This window comes from Streptomyces sp. NPDC048584 (assembly GCF_043199595.1).
Lineage (GTDB): Bacteria > Actinomycetota > Actinomycetes > Streptomycetales > Streptomycetaceae > Streptomyces > Streptomyces edwardsiae.
Window position 1 is genome coordinate 84917 of the sequence record NZ_JBICWF010000012.1, and the last position, 16541, is coordinate 101457.

16 protein-coding genes and 1 riboswitch are annotated in these 16541 nt (G+C 71.4%); of the genes, 6 read left to right on the top strand and 10 right to left on the bottom strand.

Annotated features, from left to right (window positions below; all coding sequences use genetic code 11):
- The first annotated feature begins 105 nt into the window (after positions 1-105).
- The 5 genes from ACGFR9_RS25285 (at position 106) to ACGFR9_RS25305 (ending at position 4615) form a co-directional block, all read left to right on the top strand.
- Positions 106-855 (top strand): ABC transporter ATP-binding protein, encoded by a 750-nt coding sequence (locus ACGFR9_RS25285; RefSeq protein ID WP_393212424.1) that lies wholly within the window; start codon positions 106-108, stop codon positions 853-855.
- Complete coding sequence (locus tag ACGFR9_RS25290; RefSeq protein ID WP_393212426.1) at positions 837-2123, top strand: hypothetical protein; 1287 nt, start codon at positions 837-839, stop codon at positions 2121-2123. The genes ACGFR9_RS25285 and ACGFR9_RS25290 overlap by 19 nt, the downstream gene beginning before the upstream one ends.
- Positions 2124-2221: 98 nt before the next feature.
- A complete protein-coding gene (locus ACGFR9_RS25295; RefSeq protein ID WP_393212428.1) occupies positions 2222-2629 on the top strand; it encodes a VOC family protein in 408 nt (135 codons plus the stop codon).
- A 26-nt stretch (positions 2630-2655) separates the two neighbouring features.
- Positions 2656-3777 carry an LOG family protein gene (locus tag ACGFR9_RS25300; RefSeq protein ID WP_393212430.1) on the top strand — a complete coding sequence of 374 codons (1122 nt, stop codon included), beginning with the start codon at positions 2656-2658 and terminating at the stop codon, positions 3775-3777.
- Between the two features lie 148 nt (positions 3778-3925).
- Positions 3926-4615 carry an LAETG motif-containing sortase-dependent surface protein gene (locus ACGFR9_RS25305; RefSeq protein ID WP_393212432.1) on the top strand — a complete coding sequence of 230 codons (690 nt, stop codon included), beginning with the start codon at positions 3926-3928 and terminating at the stop codon, positions 4613-4615.
- Positions 4616-4682: 67 nt separating this feature from the next.
- Here ACGFR9_RS25305 and ACGFR9_RS25310 read toward each other — a convergent pair whose 3' ends face one another.
- The 10 genes from ACGFR9_RS25310 to rpsB all read right to left on the bottom strand — a co-directional run bounded on the left by ACGFR9_RS25310 (position 4683) and on the right by rpsB (position 15452).
- Positions 4683-5480, bottom strand: coding sequence for a maleylpyruvate isomerase family mycothiol-dependent enzyme (locus ACGFR9_RS25310; RefSeq protein WP_393212434.1), 798 nt, complete (start codon positions 5478-5480; stop codon positions 4683-4685).
- 24 nt (positions 5481-5504) lie between these two features.
- Positions 5505-6524 (bottom strand): ABC transporter ATP-binding protein, encoded by a 1020-nt coding sequence (locus ACGFR9_RS25315; protein ID WP_393212436.1) that lies wholly within the window; start codon positions 6522-6524, stop codon positions 5505-5507.
- Positions 6525-8198 (bottom strand): ABC transporter permease, encoded by a 1674-nt coding sequence (locus tag ACGFR9_RS25320; protein ID WP_393212438.1) that lies wholly within the window; start codon positions 8196-8198, stop codon positions 6525-6527.
- Positions 8174-9259, bottom strand: coding sequence for a thiamine ABC transporter substrate binding subunit (locus tag ACGFR9_RS25325; RefSeq protein ID WP_393212440.1), 1086 nt, complete (start codon positions 9257-9259; stop codon positions 8174-8176). The genes ACGFR9_RS25320 and ACGFR9_RS25325 overlap by 25 nt, the downstream gene beginning before the upstream one ends.
- An 80-nt stretch (positions 9260-9339) precedes the next feature.
- Positions 9340-9445: riboswitch (TPP riboswitch) on the bottom strand.
- Between the two features lie 24 nt (positions 9446-9469).
- Positions 9470-10582, bottom strand: coding sequence for a 23S rRNA (adenine(2503)-C(2))-methyltransferase RlmN (rlmN, locus tag ACGFR9_RS25330; RefSeq protein WP_393212442.1), 1113 nt, complete (start codon positions 10580-10582; stop codon positions 9470-9472).
- A 158-nt stretch (positions 10583-10740) separates the two neighbouring features.
- Positions 10741-11865, bottom strand: a complete 1125-nt coding sequence (locus ACGFR9_RS25335; RefSeq protein ID WP_393212444.1) for a phosphatidate cytidylyltransferase — start codon at positions 11863-11865, stop codon at positions 10741-10743.
- Entirely contained in the window at positions 11865-12422 is a 558-nt protein-coding gene (frr, locus tag ACGFR9_RS25340) for a ribosome recycling factor (protein ID WP_393212446.1), read from the bottom strand. The genes ACGFR9_RS25335 and frr overlap by 1 nt, the downstream gene beginning before the upstream one ends.
- Before the next feature lie 121 nt (positions 12423-12543).
- Complete coding sequence (gene pyrH, locus ACGFR9_RS25345) at positions 12544-13302, bottom strand: UMP kinase (RefSeq protein WP_030216636.1); 759 nt, start codon at positions 13300-13302, stop codon at positions 12544-12546.
- A 189-nt stretch (positions 13303-13491) separates the two neighbouring features.
- The gene (tsf, locus tag ACGFR9_RS25350) at positions 13492-14328 is read right to left on the bottom strand and encodes a translation elongation factor Ts (RefSeq protein WP_393212448.1); all 837 of its coding nucleotides are present in this window, start codon (positions 14326-14328) and stop codon (positions 13492-13494) included.
- A gap of 155 nt (positions 14329-14483) precedes the next feature.
- Positions 14484-15452, bottom strand: coding sequence for a 30S ribosomal protein S2 (rpsB, locus tag ACGFR9_RS25355; protein ID WP_393212450.1), 969 nt, complete (start codon positions 15450-15452; stop codon positions 14484-14486).
- A 284-nt stretch (positions 15453-15736) separates the two neighbouring features.
- On the opposite strand from rpsB, the gene ACGFR9_RS25360 reads away from it, so the two are divergent.
- Positions 15737-16309, top strand: coding sequence for a murein hydrolase activator EnvC family protein (locus tag ACGFR9_RS25360; RefSeq protein ID WP_393212452.1), 573 nt, complete (start codon positions 15737-15739; stop codon positions 16307-16309).
- The last annotated feature ends 232 nt before the right edge of the window (positions 16310-16541 follow it).

Consider the following 16541-nt stretch of genomic DNA (forward strand, 5'->3'; position numbering starts at 1 on the left):
CCTGCCTAGCGTGCCCAGTGACCGATCGGCCCTGCCTTCGTTCCCCCGGACGGGGGATGACCCGAACCGCGCACGGCATTTCCGATCCGAACCGAGGTGTACGCCATGGTGGCCCCACCGGACAACGACGTGCTCTGGGCACGAGCCCTGCACTACCGGTACGACGACGGCTCGCCCGGCCTGAGCGGGGTCTCGCTCGGTGTCCGGGAGGGCGAGATCCTCGCCGTCGGCGGCCCGCGCGGCAGCGGCAAGACGACCCTGCTGCGCTGTCTGTCCGGCCTGGTGGCCGCGCGGAGCGGCGAGGTCTGGTTCAACAGCGTGCCCGTGCACACCATGAGCCCCGTCGTCCGGGAACGGCTGCGCCGGGACCGCTTCGGCTGGATCGACCCGGAGCCGGTGCTGGTGCCCGAACTCACCGTCTGGGAGAACGCCGCCCTGCCGCTGATGCTGCGCGGCACCGGCCGGCGCCGGTCCAGGACGGCGGCCATGGAGTGGCTGGAACGCCTCGACGTCGGCGACAGCGCCCGCAGACACCCCGACCGGCTGACGCAGGCGGAGCGGCAGCGGGTGTGCATCGCCCGGGCCCTCGCCCCGGCGCCCGCGGTGCTGTTCGCCGACGAGCCGACCGCCCCGCTGCACCGCGCCGACCGCGCCCATGTGCTGCGCACGCTCACCACGGCGGCCCGCTCGCACGGCATCACCGTCGTCCTCGGCACCCACGACGCGCAGACGGCCGCCCTCGCCGACCGCACGGTGTCGCTGCTCGACGGGCGCAGCGTACGCACTGTCCATCTGCCGCCGGTCCCCGGGGCGGCCGAGTCGGAAGGCCGGGCGGCGTGCTCGCTCTCCGTCTGACCCGAGGCGCCCACCCCGCCGTCCAGCTGCGCCGTCTCCTCGTCGCGGCCGCGTCCGCGGGCACGGGCTTCCTGCTGCTCAGCGCCCTCGGCCACGCCATGGGCAACCCGGACGCCGCCGCCTCGGCGCTCCGGCTCGCCTGGTGCGCGGTGCCGCTGGCGGCCACCGTGTACTTCGCGGTCGCGGTCGCCCGTACCGATCCGGGCACCCGGCCCCGGCCCGGACTGTCGGCGATCGGGCTCGGTCCGGCCCGGCTGATGGCGGTCTCGGCGGCCACCACGGCGCTCTCCTGCGCGCTGGGCTCCCTGCTCGCCCTGCTGGTCTTCCTCCAGCTGCGCGGCGACCTCGCGGGGACGTCGTCCGGCGCCGCGACGGACTTCCTCGCCGCGGGCCGGCCGCTGCCGCTCCCGGCGGCCCTGACCCTGCTGGCCCTGGTGCCGCTGAGCGCGTCGGCGGCGGTCGCGGTGGCGTTGCGGCCACGTGAGCCGGTGACGGGCGCGGCCCGCGCGGTGCCGGCGTACGGCAGGTTCGGCGCGTACCGGCGTACGCCGGTACGGGAGTCGTTCGGGGCGTACGGGCGGTTCGGGAGACAACTGGGGGCGGCCGGGCGGAGCAGGCCCGCCACCCCCACGGTGGAGTCGGCCGAGGACGCTCCCGGGACGCCCGTCGAGGCCCCGCCCGCCGTGCCGCTCGCGCCGCCGTCCGGGCTGCCGTGGGGCATCGCGGTGCTGGCGGTGGGTCTGGCCGTGGAGGCGTTCGCGAGCCGGACGGGCGTACCGGGTGACCGGCCGTCCGCGCTGCTGGGGCTCGCCCTGACCGCCGTCGGTCTCGCCCTGGCCGGTCCCGGCCTCACCCATCTGTGCGGCAGGCTGCTGCAGACGGTACGGCCGGGTGCGCTGCGGCTGCTGGCGGGGCGGGTCCTCATGACCGAGGCCACCCGTATCGGGCGACCGCTGGGCGTGGTCTGCGCGGTGATGTCGGCCGCGTACTCCCTCGCCTCGCTGCACGAGCGCGAGGACACCGCCGCCGGCCCGCTGGTCGCGCTCGGGGTGCTGCTGGTGGCCGGCTGCACGGTGGCGACGCTGCTGACGGCCGCCGTGGAGGCCCGGCAGACCCGCGCCGCCACCACGGCCGCGCTGCAGCGCCTGGGGGCGGCCACGGGGACGCTGCGCAGGGCCGCCGCCCTTCGCGCGGGCGCGCTGCTCGCCCTGTTCGGACCGCTCACGCTGATCGTGGCCGAGCTGTCGGCGTGGCCGCTGGCCCGCTGAGCAGGTCCGGGAAAAAGATCTCCGCGGACCGATGAGTTCCGTACGGGCCCCCGGTCTACCCCTCGAACGACACGGAACCGAACGGGAGAGGCCCCGCCATGTACCAGCAGATGATCTTCGTGAACCTGGCCGTCGAAGACCTCGAGGCCTCGAGGAGGTTCTTCACGGAGCTCGGCTACTCGATCAACGAGCAGTTCAGCGACGAGACCGCCGCGTCGGTCGTGATCAGCGACACCATCTTCGCGATGCTGCTCACCCGGCCGAAGTACGCGGAGTTCACCAAGAAGGAGCTCGTGGACGCCACCAGGAGCAGCGAGGTGCTGCTCGCGCTGAGCGCCGAGAGCCGCGAGAAGGTGGACGAGCTGGTGGACAGGGCCCTCGCGGCGGGCGGCTCGATCGCCGGTGAGCCCATGGACCACGGCTTCATGTACGGCCGCTCCTTCGACGACCTCGACGGCCACACCTGGGAGGTCGTCTGGATGGACCCGGCGGCGGTGGAGGGCTGAGCGGAACGCGGGCCTAGCATGGGCGGGTGCAGACGAGTCCCGCCCATGCCGTCCATCACGGAGACCGCGAGATAGAGACGCTCGAGGAGTTCGACGCGACCGTCTCGTCCCGCGGCACACTCTCCGGATTCCGTGTCCAGTCCGTCGATCTGACCGACCGGACACGGGAGTTGCTCACCACCGACACCGCCGGAGCCGTCTTCCTCGGCTGCCGGATGCGTCCCGACGCGACGGAGAAGCTCCGCGCCGACGGCGCCTTCCTCCTCCCGCCCGTTCCGGGCCTGCCCTTCGACCCGTACCGGGGTCATCTCTACGCGCCCGGCGACCTGTTCGCCTCGCTCGACGAGGGCTACGAGGCGACACCCGACGCGCTGGCCTACGGCTGGTTCCAGCGGACCAAGGCGGACGGCGACATCTTCGGCTCCATGCTGCGCGCGGTCCACGACGACTCCATGTCCGACGCCCTCGACGAACTCCTGCGAGGAGCGCGGGTCGTGGGCGTGATGGGGGGTCACGCGATGGCCCGCGGCAGCGAGGAGTTCCGGGGCGCCGCCCGGCTCGGACGGGCGCTGACCCACGCCGGCTTCACTGTGGCGACGGGCGGCGGTCCCGGCGCGATGGAGGCGGCGAACCTCGGCGCCTACGCGGCCCCGTACGACGACGCCATGCTGGACGGGGCCTGCGAACTCCTGGCGTCCGCCCCCTCGTTCACCCCGTCGATCACCGACTGGGCGCGTGCCGCCTTCGAGGTGCGCGGCCGCTGGCCGAAGGGCAACCACTCGATCGGCATCCCGACGTGGTTCTACGGTCACGAGCCGCCGAACGCGTTCGCGTCGCACATCGCCAAGTACTTCGCCAACGCCACCCGCGAGGACGGGCTGCTGGCCCGCTGCAACGCGGGCGTGGTCTTCCTGCCGGGCGCCGCCGGGACCGTACAGGAGATCTTCGACAACGCGACGCCGAACTACTACGAGTCGCGCGGTGAACCCACTCCCATGGTGCTGGTGAACCGGGCGCACTGGACGGAACGGCTGCCGGCCTGGCCGTTGCTGACGTCACTCGCGCGGGAGCGGTCGATGGAGGCCCGGATCGCCCTGGTTGACCGGATCGAGGAGGCTCCGGAGGCCTTGAAACGTCTGGCTGGTTAATAAGAAGGCAAAGCCCGGGCTCGCAGTAGGCATATGCGTTGACACTACTTATGCGCCGCTTATAGACCTGAGAGTCACATGGGAGTGCTGATGCTTCATCAACACTTCCTCAACCCCCCGCATTTGCGCTTCCCCGTAAAGGACAAACGTGGCAGTTCTGTCCGTATCCCGCCGCACCGTCGCGCGCTCCGTGCGCGCCCTCGGTGTCGTCTCCGCGTCCGCCGCGCTCGCGATCGGCGTCGCCGGTAACGCCGCGGCCTGCAACATCAGTGAGTTCACGGCCGAGGCCAAGTGTGACGGTGACAAGGGCATCATCACCGTCACCGACAAGGACCCGGCCGGCGTCCCCGCCACCATCACGGTGTTCCTGCAGGACAAGCAGGTCGGCCAGCAGGTGGTCAAGGGCACCCGTGAGGGCACCACCATCACCTTCGAGGAGGACTGGAAGCCGAACGCCGAGTACCGCGTCCACGTCGAGGCGAAGCCCTACGTCAACGAGGACATCAAGGGGAACCTGACGACCCCCGACACGGGCTGCAAGAAGGACGAGGAGCAGCCGCCGGCCGAAGAGCCGGAGCCGACCCCGTCGCAGTCCTCGACCACCCCGGCCGAGGAGCCCGAGCAGCCGGCCCCGTCGGCCTCGGAGAGCGAGAGCACCGCTCCGGCGACGGAGACCTCGAACAACGCTCCCTCCCCGGCCGGTGAGTCGAACCTCGCCGAGACCGGTGCCGACTCCAACACCGGTCTGATCGCCGGTGTCGCGGCCGCCCTGGTCGTGGTCGGCGGTGGCGCGGTCTTCTTCGGCATGCGCCGCCGCGGGGCGAACAGCCAGAGCTGACGCCTCACGGAGACATCCGGTGGCCCGTCCCCTTCCCGGGGGCGGGCCACTGCCGTTGCCGGGCCGCTCAGCCGAACGTCGCCCGCTCCAGCCAGAGTTCCAGCAGCTCCCGGTCGCCGTGCACCTCGAGGCCGGGTGCGTCCAGCGGCAGCCTGCGATAGAAGGCGAGCAGTACGGAGGTGAGCGGGCCGCGCAGGGCGACGGTCGCCTTCTCGTGGCCGCGCCGCCAGGAGACGCCCTCCTCGCCCAGCTCGATCACCCACTCCGAGCGGACCTCCGGCCGGGTCTCCGTGGCGTGCAGATGGATGGTGCGCCGGGGCCCGCGCAACTCGTGCACCGCGTCGTCCGGGAGCGTCCGCTGCGCCCACTCCACGATCTCCAGCCACTCGTCGACCGCGTCCGCGGCGATCTCGGGCGCGACCTCGTACGGCAGCCCCGCGGCCAGGGTGGCGTCCGCGCGGTGGACGGTCACCTCGTGCGTCATACGGCGGGCCCAGAACCCGGCGTTGTCGATCCCGGCCCAGCTCCACACCTTCGCGTCCGGGCCGGCCTTGCGCAGCGCGCCGACGACCAGCTCGCCCGACTCCGCCAGCCAGGCGTCCAGGGCCGCGGGATCGCCCCGCTCCCCGGGCCCGTCGGACCCCGGCACCTGGTCCTCGGGTACGTCGGCCTCGGCCCCGGTGCGGACTATGACCTCCACCCAGCGCAGCGCTCCGCCGACGTGCCGTACGAGCTGTTCCAGGGTCCAGTCGGGGGTGGTGGGCACGGTGCGGGACAGATCGGCGCCGGAGGTCACGACCGTCCGCAGCTGCCCCACCTGGTGTGCGATCTCGTCGCAGTAACGGGCATGCGTGAGGGGTGTCATAGCGCTCACCCTAGGCAGCCGCCCTCACCCCAGCACAACGATTTCCGCCGCGTCGAACTCCACACCGGCCTCGTCCCCGACCTCCGGCGCGGCACGGAGCGCGCAGGCCGCCTCCAGACGGGGGGCGTCCCCGGGCTGGAGGCGGACGGCGACGTGCGTGCCGCGGAAGGTGCGCGCGGCCACCGTGCAGCGCAGCCCCTCACCGGCCGGGACCAGCCGGACACCCGCGGGCCGGACCAGCAGCGTCCGCGTGCCCTGCAAGGACCCCTCCGGCACGGGAACCTTGCCCCAGGGGGTCAGGGCGACACCGTCGGCGACCGTCGCCCCGACGACGTTCTCGAAGCCGAGGAACCGGGCCACGAAGGCGTCTGCGGGACGCTGCCACACCTCAAGTGGCGTACCGGACTGGGCGATCCGCCCGTCCCGCATCACCACCACCCGGTCGGCCAGCGCGAACGCCTCGCCCTGGTCGTGGGTCACGGCGAGCACGGTGGTGCCCAGCCGCCCGAACAGCTCGCGCAGTTCGACGACCAGCCGCTCCCGGAGCGAACGGTCGAGCTGTCCGAGCGGCTCGTCGAGCATCAGCAGCCGCGGGCTGGGCGCGAGGGCGCGGGCGAGCGCGACGCGCTGCTGCTCACCGCCGGACAGCGCGGCGACAGCCCGCCCGGCCGCGTCCGGCAGACCCACCAGGGCCAGCAACTCCCGTACACGGTCCGCCTGCTCGCCACGCGTGGCGCCGTGCATCCGCAGGCCGAAGGCCACGTTGCCGCCCACGTCCCGCTGTGGGAAGAGCTGGTGGTCCTGGAACATCAGTCCGACGCCGCGCCGGTGCGCGGGCACGCCCGACTGGTCGTGTCCGTCCAGCGACACCCGCCCGGAGTCGAGGGGCTGCAGTCCGGCCACCGCCCGCAGCAGCGTGGACTTGCCGCTGCCGCTGGGGCCGAGCACACAGACGATCTCGTGCGCGGCGACCGCCAGGTCGACGGCGTCCAGCACGGCCCGCCCGCCGAAGCGGACGGTAGCGGCCTGAAGGCTCAGCAGCATCTAGAACTCCCCGGTCCGGTCGGTCCGCAGCCGCTCCAGCACAAGCAGCGCCACCGCGCACACGATCATCAGAATCGTCGACAGGGCCATCGCCTGACCGTAGTTGAGCTCCCCGGGCCGCCCCAGCAGCCGTGCCACGGCGACCGGCAGCGTGGGGTTCTCCGGCCGCGCGATGAACACGGTCGCCCCGAACTCCCCCAGTGACACCGCGAAGGCGAACCCGGCCGCGATCAGCAGCGCCCGCCGCACCAGCGGCAGGTCGACCTCCCGCCACGCCCGCCAGGGCGACGCCCCGAGCACCGCCGCCGCCTCCCGCAGCCGTACGTCCACGGCCCGCAGCACCGGCAGCATCGTCCGTACGACGAAGGGGACGCCGACCAGCGCCTGCGCGAGCGGGACCAGGATCCAGGAGGCGCGCAGATCCAGCGGCGGCTCGTCGAGGGCGATCAGGAAGCCGAAGCCGACGGTCACCGCGGACACCCCGAGCGGCAGCATCAGCAGCGCGTCGAAGCCGCGCACCAGCCGTCCCGCGTCCCGCCGGGTCAGCGCGAAGGCGGCGAGAGCGCCGATCACCACAGCGATGGCGGTGGCGGCGACCGCGTACCGCAGCGAGTTGCCGACCGCCTCGATCGGCGCGACCAGGAACACTCCCCCGTCGTCGTGGGTCAGCTCCCGGTAGTGGCCGAGGCCGGCGGTGCCGAACGACCGCTGCACCAGCACCGCGAGCGGCAGCAGAAGCAGCACGGTCACGGTGGCGACGACCCCGCCGAGCAGCGCCCACTGCCCGGCCCCGCGCGGCCGGCGTGCGGTCAGCGAGGCGTCCACCAGCCGCAGCGCGGTCTCCCGGCGCCGTACGGTCCAGGCGTGCAGGGCGAGGATCACGCCCACGGCGACAAACTGGATCATGGTGAGCACGGCGGCCGTGGACAGGTCGAAGATCTCGGAGGTCTGCCGGTAGATCTCCACTTCGAGGGTGGAGAAGGTGGGCCCGCCGAGGATCTGCACCACACCGAAGGAGGTGAAGGTGAACATGAAGACCATCAGTGCGGCCGCCGCCACGGCCGGCGCGAGCGCGGGCAGGGTGACGGTCCGCCAGGCCGCGAACCGGGAGGCACCGAGCATCCGCGCCGCCTCCTCCTGCCGTGGGTCGAGCTGCGCCCACAGTCCGCCCACGGTGCGGACGACGACGGCGTAGTTGAAGAAGACATGCGCCAGCAGGATCGCCCACACGGTGGTGTCCAGACGCAGACCCCACAGCTCGTCGAGGAGTCCGCCGCGGCCGACCAGCGCCATGAACGCCGTACCGACGACGACCGTCGGCAGCACGAACGGCACGGTGATCACGGCCCGCAGCACCTGCTTGCCGGGGAAGTCGAAGCGGGCGAAGACATAGGCGCCGGGCAGGGCGATCAGCAGGGTGAGGACGGTGGAGACGAGCGCCTGCCAGGTGGTGAACCACAGCACCTGGCGCACATCGGACTGCGCCAGTACGTCCCCGATCCGCCCGAGGTGCCAGGTTCCGCCCGCCTTCAGTCCGCGCGCGACGATCGCGGTGACGGGGTAGGCGAAGAAGACGGCGAAGAACGCGACGGGCACGGCCATCAGGCCGAGCCGCGCCGCGCTGCCCCGCCGCCGCGCCGCGGTGTGCGTCACTTCAGTACGAGCGAGGTCCACGACTTGACCCACTGGTCACGGTTGGCGGCGATCCTCGCCGGGTCCATGGTCAGCGGGTCCTTCGCCTGCGGCCCGAACTCCACGAACTCCTGGGGCACCTGGGCGGCCTCCCGCACCGGATACACGAACATGTTGAGCGGCATGTCGTCCTGGAACGTCTTGCTGATCAGGAAGTCGAGCAGAGCCCTGCCGCCCTCGGGGTTCTTCGCGTTGCTCAGCAGCCCCGCGTACTCGACCTGGCGGAAGCAGGTGCCCTCGGCGACACCGGTGGGCGCCGTCTGCGGCCTCGGGTCGGCGTAGATGACCTCGGCGGGCGGCGAGGAGGCGTAGGACACCACCAGCGGCCGGTCGGCCTTGGCCTTCTTGCCGCCGGCCGAGCCGGAGAACTCCTCGTTGTAGGCCTGCTCCCAGCCGTCGACCACCTTCACGCCGTTGGCCTTGAGCTTCTTCCAGTAGTCCGCCCAGCCGTCATCGCCGTACTTGGCGGCCGTGCCGAGCAGGAAGCCGAGGCCGGGCGAGGATGTGGAGGCGTTCTCGACGACGAGAAGGTCCTTGTACTCGGGCTCGACCAGGTCGTCGAGGGTCTTCGGCGGGGTCAGGTCGTGCTCGGCGAACCAGGCCTTGTCGTAGTTGACACAGACGTCGCCGCTGTCGACGGGGGTGACCCGGTGCTTGTCCTGATCGACGCGGTACTCGTCGAGGATCAGGTCGGAGCCCTCGGCCTCGTACGACTGGAACAGGCCGTTGTCGAGGGCGCGGGACAGCAGGGTGTTGTCGACGCCGAAGAGGACGTCGCCCTGGGGGTTGTCCTTGGTCAGGATCGCCTTGTTCACGGCCTGCCCGGCGTCGCCGTCCTCGAGGACCTTCAGCTGGTAGCCGGACTGCTTCTCGAAGGCGGCGACGACGTCCTTCGACACGGCCCACGAGTTGTGACTGACGAGGGTCACGGTCTTGGACGCGCCGCCGCTGCCGTCGGCGTCGCCGTCGGACGACCCGCACGCGGACAGCGTGACCATGCCCAGCCCGAGGGCCAGGACCGTGACCTTCTTGGTGATGCCCACTTGATTCCTCCTGGAGGGACCAGGAAGAGACGCGGCCCTGCCCGGGACCCCTGGGCGGAGTCCCGGGCAGGGCGCAACAGCTCGAGTGATGACCGATCTCCCTACCCAGAATGACCTGGGCGAGGTTCGGAGGGTCTGCGGCCGGTGCCGCACTCTCAGCGCTGTGGCGCTCCCCTGTCGGAATATGAAGATGTGCTTACGCGAGTCACATTACCTCTCGCTCGCGGCGAGCTGACCACACGCCCCGTCGATCTCCTGTCCACGGGTGTCCCGGATCGTCACCGGCACACCGTGCGCGGCGATCGCCTCGACGAACGCCTTCTCGTCCTCGGGACGGGAGGCGGTCCACTTGGAGCCGGGGGTGGGGTTGAGCGGGATGAGGTTGACGTGCACGGGACGGCCCTTGAGCATCCGGCCGAGACGGTCACCGCGCCAGGCCTGGTCGTTGATGTCCCGGATCAGCGCGTACTCGATGGACAGGCGGCGCCCGGACGTGGCCGCGTACTCGAACCCGGCGTCGAGCACCTCGCGCACCTTCCACCGCGTGTTCACGGGGACGAGGGTGTCGCGCAGTTCGTCGTCGGGGGCGTGCAGCGAGATCGCGAGCCGGCACTTGAAGCCCTCGCCGGTGAACCGGTGGATGGCCGGGACGAGACCGACGGTGGACACGGTGATCCCGCGCTGGGACAGACCCAGCCCGTCCGGCTCCGGGTCGGTGAGACGGCGGATGGCGCCCACGACCCGGTTGTAGTTGGCGAGCGGCTCGCCCATGCCCATGAACACGATGTTGCTCAGCCGCGCCGGGCCGCCGGGGACCTCGCCGTCCCTGAGCGCGCGCATCCCGTCCACGATCTGGTGCACGATCTCGGCGGTCGACAGGTTCCGGTCGAGGCCGGCCTGCCCGGTGGCGCAGAACGGGCAGTTCATGCCGCAGCCCGCCTGGGAGCTGATGCACATGGTCACCCTGTCCGGGTAACGCATCAGCACGGACTCGACGAGCGTCCCGTCGAACAGCTTCCACAGCGTCTTGCGGGTGGTGCCCTCGTCGGTCGACAGATGCCGTACGACCGTCATCAGCTCCGGAAGCAGCGCCTCCTGGAGCTTGCCGCGGGAACCGGCGGGGATGTCCGTCCACTGCTCGGGGGCGTCCGCGTAGCGCGCGAAGTAGTGCTGCGAAAGCTGCTTCGCGCGAAACGGCTTCTCACCCGCCGCGGCGACCGCCTCCTTGCGCTCGGCGGGCGTGAGGTCGGCGAGATGCCGCGGTGGCTTCTTGGCTCCGCGGGGGGCGGCGAAGGTGAGCTCACCGGGAACGGGACGGGCCACGGTCGGGCAACTCCTCAGAGAGACGGGGGCCGGCCACCCCGAGGGGGCGGGGACGACGGCGACGCCGTGCCGGAGCCGGACAACCCCCGCAAGGGCGGGGACGTACGAAAGGGCCCACGGCCGGACACCGCGAGCCCTTCCAGAGTACCTGTTCCCCGTCAACCCGATCCGACGAAGATCACCAGCAACAGCCACACCACCGGCGCCGTCGGCAACAAGGAGTCCAGACGGTCCATGATGCCGCCGTGCCCCGGGAGCAGGGAGCCCATGTCCTTGATGCCCAGGTCGCGCTTGATCATGGATTCGCCGAGGTCGCCCAGGGTGGCGCTGGCCGCGACCGCGAGGCCCAGGAGCAGGCCCTGCCACCAGCTGCCGTCGTCGATCAGGTACTGCATGCACAGCGCGCCGGCGACCATGGCGAAGGCCACCGCGCCCAGCAGGCCCTCGCGGGTCTTGCCGGGGCTGATGCGCGGGGCGAGCTTCCTCTTGCCGAAGCGCCAGCCGACGGCGTACGCGCCGGTGTCGCTGACCACCGTCAGCAGCAGGAACGTCAGGACGCGCCAGGCGCCGTCGTCGGCGGTGAGCATCATCGCGACGAACGTCGCCAGGAACGGCACGTAGAACGCCGCGAAGACACCCGCCGTGACGTCCTTGAGGTAGCCCTCGGGCGGCGCCGCCATACGCCAGACCAGCACCGCCAGCGCGGTGAGGGCCATGGCGGTCCACGCGCCCTCGGCTCCCCAGGCGTACCCGGCGACGACCATGGCCGCACCGCCGAGCGCGAGCGGGACGAGGGGCGCGTCGATGCCCTTGCGCTCCCGCAGCCGCGAGGTCAGCTCCCACAGGCCCACCACGACGGCGACGGCGACGACACCGACGAAGACCGCCTTGACCACGAACAGCGACGCGACGATCACCACGCCGAGTCCGACGCCGACACCTATCGCGGCACCGAGATCGCGGCCCGCGCTCTTCTTCTGCGGTGCGGGTGCCGGCTGCGGGGCGTCGGGCATGGGCTCCGGATTCTGCGGCACCTCCCCCGGGAAGGGTCGGGCCCGCGTCGGTTCGTCTCGGAACAGGGGGCCGCTCGGCCGAGCGGCCCCCCGGTCCACATCCTGGTCTCCGCCGTGTTCGGGTACGTCGGGCACGACGGGCTTGGGGCGGGTCTGCTGCGCGTAAGGCGCATCGTACGCGGGCCCCGCCGGGGCAGCCCCCTGGCCGGGCCCGTGGTCGGACGGTCCCCAGTACCCGGTCTGCGGCGTCCCCCAGGAAGAGTCGTTCATCAGACTTCGAGCAGCTCAGCTTCCTTGTGCTTCAGGAGCTCGTCCACCTGGGCGACGTACTTCGCGGTGGTGTCGTCGAGCTCCTTCTCCGCACGGCGGCCCTCGTCCTCGCCGACCTCGCCGTCCTTGACCATCTTGTCGATGGCGTCCTTGGCCTTGCGGCGCACGGCGCGGATGGAGACCTTGGCGTCCTCGGCCTTGGTCCTGGCGACCTTGATGTAGTCGCGGCGGCGCTCCTCGGTGAGCTCGGGGAACGTCACCCGGATGATATTGCCGTCGTTGCTCGGGTTGACGCCCAGGTCGGAGTCGCGGATCGCCTGCTCGATGTTGCGCAGGGCGGTCTTGTCGAACGGCGTCACCACGGCCATGCGCGGCTCGGGCACGGAGAACGAGGCCAACTGGTTGATCGGCGTCGGCGCGCCGTAGTAGTCGGCCACGATCTTGTTGAACATCGCCGGGTGCGCACGGCCGGTACGGATCGCGGCGAAGTCCTCCTTGGCGACCACGACGGCCTTCTCCATCTTCTCCTCGGCCTCGAGGAGGGTCTCTTCGATCACCACTTGCTCCTGCGTGTCTTGAGTAGGCCCGGCTGCGGTTCCCTGTCAGGAGCTGCGGCCGGCTGCGTCGCGTCTTCTTCCTGCACGGTTCCCGACCGGCAGGACATTGTCCATCCCCCGGTCAGTTGCGGCCGGCTTGGTCGCCCACCAGCGTGCCGATCTTCTCACCCTTGACGGCGCGGGCGATATTGCCCTCCTTCAGAAGCTCGAAGACGACGATCGGAAGGCTGTTGTCACGGCAGAGCGTGACGGCCGTGGCGTCGGCGACCTTGAGATCCCGGGTGATGACCTCGCCGTAGCCGAGCGCGTCGAACTTCACCGCGTCCGGGTTGGTCTTCGGGTCGGAGTCGTAGACCCCGTCCACACCGTTCTTGCCCATGAGCAGCGCCTCGGCGTCGATCTCCAGGGCGCGCTGGGCGGCGGTGGTGTCGGTGGAGAAGTACGGCATGCCCATCCCGGCGCCGAAGATGACCACACGGCCCTTCTCCAGGTGCCGTACGGCGCGCAGCGGGATGTAGGGTTCGGCGACCTGCCCCATGGTGATGGCGGTCTGCACGCGGCAGTCGACGCCCTCCTTCTCCAGGAAGTCCTGGAGGGCGAGGCAGTTCATCACGGTGCCGAGCATGCCCATGTAGTCGGAGCGGGCACGGTCCATGCCGCGCACCTGGAGCTCGGCGCCGCGGAAGAAGTTGCCGCCGCCGATGACGATCGCGATCTCCGCGCCGTCCCGGACGACGGCCGCGATCTCACGCGCTATGGCGTGCACCACGTCGGGGTCGACGCCCAGCCCTCCGCCACCGGAGAAGGCCTCTCCGGACAGCTTCAGCAGAAACCGGCCGCGCACTTTGCCGTCGTCGCTCTTCTCAGCCTTGGTGGTCATCGGGATCCCGCCTCTTTCACGTGTTGCACATACGAAGAAGGCCATTGCCGGTGGGGTGTGCTTCGCATCCCATGCGGCAATGGCCTCCTCGTCAGATCTGCTGTCGTCCGGCACGCGCGCGTGCGTGGACGCGTATCCGAACGGCTGCTGTCGACCCTATCGGGGTCGCGCGCCCGTCGCGGTACGGACTCAGATGCCGACCTTGATGCGCGTGAAGCGCTTCAGGGTGACACCGGCCTCGTCCAGGACCTTCTGGACGGACTTCTTGTTGTCCAGCGCGTAGGGCTGGCCGAGCAGCGTGGCGTCCTTGAAGAAGCCGTTGAGACGACCCTCGACGATCTTGCCGATCGCGGCCTCGGGCTTGCCCTCGGCGCGGGTGGTCTCCTCGGCGACGCGGCGCTCGGACTCGACGACCTCGGCCGGGACGTCGTCCTTGGAGAGGTACTTCGGCGCGAAGGCGGCGATGTGCTGGGCGATGCCCTTGGCGACGTCGGCGTTCGGCTTGTCGAACTCGACCAGGACACCGATCTGCGGCGGCAGGTCGGGCATCGTGCGGTGCATGTACGCCGCCACGAAGCCGTCGGCGAACTGCGCGAAGCGGTCCAGGACGATCTTCTCGCCGAGGTTGGCGTTGGCCTCGTCCACGAACGCCTGGACGGTCTTGCCGGCCTCGATCTCGGAGGCGAGCAGCGCCTCGAGGTCGGCCGGGGAGGTCTTGACGACGTGCTCGGCGATGGCGGTGGCCACGCCCTGGAACTTCTCGCCCTTGGCGACGAAGTCCGTCTCGCACTTCAGCTCGACGAGGACGCCGGAGGAGTTGTCGTCGGCGATGATCGAGACCACGGCGCCGTTCTCGGCGGAGCGGCCCTCGCGCTTGGCGACGCCCTTCTGGCCCTTGATACGGAGCGCCTCGACGGCCTTCTCGACGTTGCCCTCGGCCTCGTCCAGCGCCTTCTTGCAGTCCATCATGCCGGCGCCGGTGAGCTCCCGGAGCTTCTTGACGTCGGCGGCGGTGTAGTTCGCCATGAGTCTGTGAGTCTTTCTCGAAGTCTGGAGGTGCGGAGGTCCGCGGGTCAGGACCTACCCGAGGGCAGTCCCCCGACGCGCCGCTGACCTACGGGTGAACGGCGGGAGCGATGCACTTGTCACCGCTCCCGCCGTCATCGGCTCTGACGGAGCGGTCAGGCCTGCTCGGCCTCGGCGGCCGGGGCGGCCTCGGCAGCGGGGGCCTCGGCGGCGTCGGCGGCAGGGGCCTCGGCGGCGTCGGCGGCGTCGGCGGCGTCGGCGGCGGGAGCCTCGGCAACGTCGGCGGCGGGGGCCTCGGCCTCAGCCGGCTTCTCCGCCTCGGCGGCGGCCGGGGCGGCCTCCTCGGCCTTCTTCTCGCCCGAGAGCAGGTCGCGCTCCCACTCGGCCAGCGGCTCGCCGGCGGCCTTCTCGCCCTTGCCGGCCTCGGCGGCACCGGAGCGGGACATCAGGCCCTCGGCGACGGCGTCGGCGATCACGCGGGTGAGCAGGGTGACGGAGCGGATCGCGTCGTCGTTGCCCGGGATCTTGTAGTCGACCTCGTCGGGGTCGCAGTTGGTGTCGAGGATGGCGACGACCGGGATGTTGAGCTTCCGGGCCTCACCGACCGCGATGTGCTCCTTCTTGGTGTCCACGATCCAGACGGCGCTGGGCACCTTGGACATCTCGCGGATACCGCCGAGGGTCTTCTCCAGCTTGGCCTTCTCGCGGGAGAGGACCAGCAGCTCCTTCTTGGTGAGGCCGGAGGCGGCCACGTCCTCGAAGTCGATCTGCTCGAGCTCCTTCAGGCGCTGCAGGCGCTTGTAGACGGTCGAGAAGTTGGTGAGCATGCCGCCCAGCCAGCGCTGGTTGACGAAGGGCATGCCGACGCGGGTGGCCTGCTCCGCGATGGCCTCCTGCGCCTGCTTCTTCGTACCGACGAACATGACCGTGCCGCCGTGGGCGACGGTCTCCTTGACGAACTCGTAGGCGCGGTCGATGTACGACAGCGACTGGAGCAGGTCGATGATGTAGATGCCGTTGCGCTCCGTGAAGATGAAGCGCTTCATCTTCGGGTTCCAACGACGGGTCTGGTGACCGAAGTGGACGCCGCTTTCCAGCAGCTCCCGCATCGTGACGACGGCCATGGCCGTATCTCCTTGATTTTTCTCGGTTGTGCCGCGGATGCCGGACGGCTCCCGCGCCTGACGCCCGCGACGCGCCGTTGCCACGAAGGACCGAGGGGCGCTGACATCGGGGTCCGGCCGTGACCGGGTCCTGATGTCGGGGCGTGCGAAGTCGACCCAGTGACCCGGGTCGCCACCAGAAGTGTACGGGACCCGGGAGGTGCCGGGTGACGCCGTTGTCCACAAACCGGATGGCGGTCCACAGGTCCGGGCGGTGACCGCGGATGTCCGGAAGGCTCTGCGGCATGCGAACGAGTGCATTCACGAGGGTGTGTACGCGACTGGTCCTGCTGGTGGCCCTGACCCTGGCGGCGGTGTCTGCCCCGCAGCCGTCACGGCTGGTGGCGGCGGGTGCGGACACGGCCGGGGTACCGGCGGTCGGCCGGGTGTGGCCGGTGGGGGCACGACCGCGGGTCCTGCGCGGCTGGGATCCGCCGGCGACGCCGTACGGGCGGGGCCACCGGGGCGTGGACCTGGCGGCCGCGCCGGGCGCTCAGGTACGGGCTGTGGCGGCGGGCAGGGTGTCGTTCGTGGGCCGCGTGGCCGGCAGGGGCGTCGTCTCACTGGAACTCGACGCCACGGGCGACCCCCCACTGCGGACCACCTACGAACCGGTCCACGCCTCGGTCACCAAGGGCACCGAGGTCACGGCAGGCGAGCCCCTCGGCACGGTGGAACCAGCGGGCTCCCACTGCGCGCCCTCCTGCCTCCACTGGGGCCTGCGCCGCGCGGACACCTACCTGAACCCCCTGGCCCTGCTCCCCCCGGCCCTCCTGAACCGGGCCCCGCCGAGACTCCTCCCGGTCCCCGGCCCATAGGCCGAGGCCTCGGCCCGCAGCCCACAGCCGCGGGCGCCGGGCTCACAGCCGGCGCCCCCGGCCCGTAGCCGCGAACCCCGTCCCGCGGCTGCGGGCAGTCGTGCCTCCCCCGGAGCCCGAAGCCCGAAAGGGCGCGGGGAGGTACCCCCAGGGCGGCACGGGTGGGCGGTGGGGGTACCTCCCCCGCTCGAGCGAGGCCGAGAGTGGGGGAGGCGCCCCGCGGACGCGGGCA

Excerpts from the sequence above, each read along its gene's own strand:
- ACGFR9_RS25315 (WP_393212436.1), bottom strand. The coding sequence starts at position 6,524 with ATGCTGCTGAGCCTTCAGGCCGCTACCGTCCGCTTCGGCGGGCGGGCC.
- ACGFR9_RS25310 (WP_393212434.1), bottom strand. The coding sequence starts at position 5,480 with ATGACACCCCTCACGCATGCCCGTTACTGCGACGAGATCGCACACCAG.
- ACGFR9_RS25360 (WP_393212452.1), top strand. The coding sequence starts at position 15,737 with ATGCGAACGAGTGCATTCACGAGGGTGTGTACGCGACTGGTCCTGCTG.
- tsf (WP_393212448.1), bottom strand. The coding sequence starts at position 14,328 with ATGGCGAACTACACCGCCGCCGACGTCAAGAAGCTCCGGGAGCTCACC.
- pyrH (WP_030216636.1), bottom strand. The coding sequence starts at position 13,302 with ATGACCACCAAGGCTGAGAAGAGCGACGACGGCAAAGTGCGCGGCCGG.
- ACGFR9_RS25335 (WP_393212444.1), bottom strand. The coding sequence starts at position 11,865 with ATGAACGACTCTTCCTGGGGGACGCCGCAGACCGGGTACTGGGGACCG.
- ACGFR9_RS25285 (WP_393212424.1), top strand. The coding sequence starts at position 106 with ATGGTGGCCCCACCGGACAACGACGTGCTCTGGGCACGAGCCCTGCAC.
- ACGFR9_RS25295 (WP_393212428.1), top strand. The coding sequence starts at position 2,222 with ATGTACCAGCAGATGATCTTCGTGAACCTGGCCGTCGAAGACCTCGAG.
- rpsB (WP_393212450.1), bottom strand. The coding sequence starts at position 15,452 with ATGGCCGTCGTCACGATGCGGGAGCTGCTGGAAAGCGGCGTCCACTTC.